Raw genomic sequence first — 2501 nt, forward strand, 5'->3', positions numbered from 1 at the left:
TTTTGTGATGCGGTCGGGGCTGTGGATGTAGTCCATGCCGAATCGGCCCTTGACGCACAAACGCCCTTCATTGGCCGGGCCTTCCCGGCCTTTGACGCTGATGATTTTTTCATCCTTGACCTGGTAGGTGACCAAGCAGCCGACGCCACAAAACGGACAGACTGAGTCGACCTCGCGGTCCACCTTTTGCGGGCCGATGTGGCTCTTGGGCATGAGCGCCCCCGTGGGGCAGGCCTGCACGCATTCGCCGCAGCCCACACAACTGCTGCCACCCATCGGGTCGGCCAGGTCAAACACCACTTGCGTGTGGGCGCCCCGAAAAGCCAGGCCGATCACATCGTTGACCTGCAAGTCGCGGCAAGCGCGTTCGCAGCGGTTGCATTGGATACAGGCGTCCAGGTTGACGGCCATGGCCGGGTGAGACAAATCGGCGGGCACCGCCTCACGGCGCAATGCGGCCAAAGACGGGCGCACCTGCACGCCGTGGTGTTCGGCCCACTGGCTCAGCTCACCATGCGGCGCTTGCGCACGGTCATCGAGCCATTTAAAGCCTTGCTCGGGCAAATCGGCCAGCAGCATTTCAAGCACCATTTTCTGGCTTTTGAGGGCCCGCGGGCTGGCGGTTTGCACCTGCATACCGGGGCGGGGGCTGCGGCAGCAACTGGGCGCCAAGGCGCGCTCACCGCCGATCTCCACCACACAGGCGCGGCAGTTGCCGTCGGGCACCAGGCCTTCCTGGTGGCACAGGTGGGGGATGGCAATGCCCAGTTCTTTGGCGATGTTGAAGATGCTTTTGCCAGCGGGTGCCTCGACGCTTTGGCCGTTGAGGGTGAATTCAATGGTACTCATGTCGTGGCCCCCACTTCGTGCGGGAAATAATCCAGCACACACCGGATCGGGTTGGGTGCCGCTTGGCCGAGACCGCAAATGGAGGCATCGCCCATGACCTGCGCGAGGTCTTGCAAGGTGTCCGCATCCCACACATCCACGGCCATGAGTTGCGCCGCTTTGTCGGTGCCTACACGGCAGGGCGTGCACTGCCCACAGCTTTCGTGTGCAAAGAACTTCATCACGTTCAAGGCCGCCGCACGGGCGCTGTCGTGTTGGCCAAGCACCATGACAGCAGCCGAGCCAATGAAGCAGCCGTGAAGCTGCAGCGTGTCAAAGTCGAGCGGCACATCGGCAAGGCGGGCGGGCAAGATGCCGCCACTGGCACCGCCGGGAAGGTAGGCATAAAGGGTGTGACCATCGGCCATACCGCCGCAGTATTCATCGACCAATTCGCGCAGGGTGATGCCCGCAGGGGCCAGCTTGACCCCCGGCTGTTTGATGCGACCGCTCACACTGAAGCGGCGCAGGCCCTTGCGACCATGCCGACCCTGCGCTGCAAAACGGTCAGCGCCCTGCTCAACCAGTTCGCGAATCCAGTAAAGCGTCTCGAAGTTGTGCTCCAAGGTTGGGCGTCCAAACAAGCCGATTTCGGCGATGTAAGGGGGGCGCAGGCGGGGCTCGCCGCGCTTGCCTTCAATGCTTTCAATCATGGCGGACTCTTCACCGCAAATATAGGCACCAGCGCCACGACGCAACTCGATCTGCGGCAAGGCGCAAGGTGGGTTCAATTTCAACGCGGCCAATTCTTCGGTCAGCATGACCCGGGCTTCGTGGTACTCGTCGCGCAGGTAAATGTAAACCGCCTCGCAGCCCACCACGCTGGCGGCGATCAGCACACCTTCCAGAAAACGGTGCGGATCGGCCTCCAGGCAAGTGCGGTCCTTGAAGGTGCCGGGCTCGCCCTCATCGATGTTGACCGCCATCAGGCGCGGCCCGGGCTGGTCACGCACAATGCGCCACTTGCGGCCCGCTGGGAAGCCTGCGCCACCCAGACCCCGCAAGCCAGCAGACGCCAGGCACTCGATCACCGACTCATGGTCCTTCAAACCCGTGGCCACTTGCAAGGCGAGTTGGTAGCCGCCTGCTTTTTTGTAGGCGTCATAGCGCAGCGCATGGGGCAATGGCAGGGGCTGTGTTTGCTGCCGGGCCAGCAGCGATGTCAATTTTTCAGGGGTGGCAAAAGCAACGGCTTGCTGGCCGACTTGCGCCGCAGGTGCTTGCTCGCATCGGCCCAGGCAGGGCACGGGCTGAAGCTTGACATTCGGTCCCAGCAGGGCCGGCAGTTTGTCCAGCAGGCTTTGGGCGCCAGCCAGGCTGCAACTGAGGCTGTCGCACACGCGCAATGTCACGCCCGGCGCGGTGTCATGGTCCTTGAGCAGTTCAAAGTGGTGGTAGAACGAAGCGACCTCAAACGCTTCAACCACAGGCAGGCGCATCTCGGCGGCCAGGGCCACGATGTGGCGCTCAAACAGCCCATGGAAATGGTCGTTGAGCACATGCAGGTGCTCAATCAGCAAATCACGTCGGTGGCCATCAGTGGGCGCCGCCCCGATGAGGCCACGGACCTCGGCCACGGCGGCCTGCGAAGGCTGCCGTCCTTTGAGCTGGTT

At 62.9% G+C, this 2501-nt stretch carries 2 protein-coding genes; both read right to left on the bottom strand.

The annotated features are described in order from the left end of the window. Positions 1-849, bottom strand: an 849-nt coding sequence (locus ACIQ3A_RS15075; protein WP_396432539.1) for a 2Fe-2S iron-sulfur cluster-binding protein, incomplete at its 3' end; no start/stop codon positions are given. After that, on the bottom strand, positions 846-2501 hold a 1656-nt coding region (locus ACIQ3A_RS15080; RefSeq protein WP_396432540.1), incomplete at its 5' end, for an NADH-ubiquinone oxidoreductase-F iron-sulfur binding region domain-containing protein. The genes ACIQ3A_RS15080 and ACIQ3A_RS15075, both read right to left, overlap by 4 nt.

The organism is Limnohabitans sp., from assembly GCF_044361985.1.
GTDB lineage: Bacteria > Pseudomonadota > Gammaproteobacteria > Burkholderiales > Burkholderiaceae_C > Limnohabitans_A.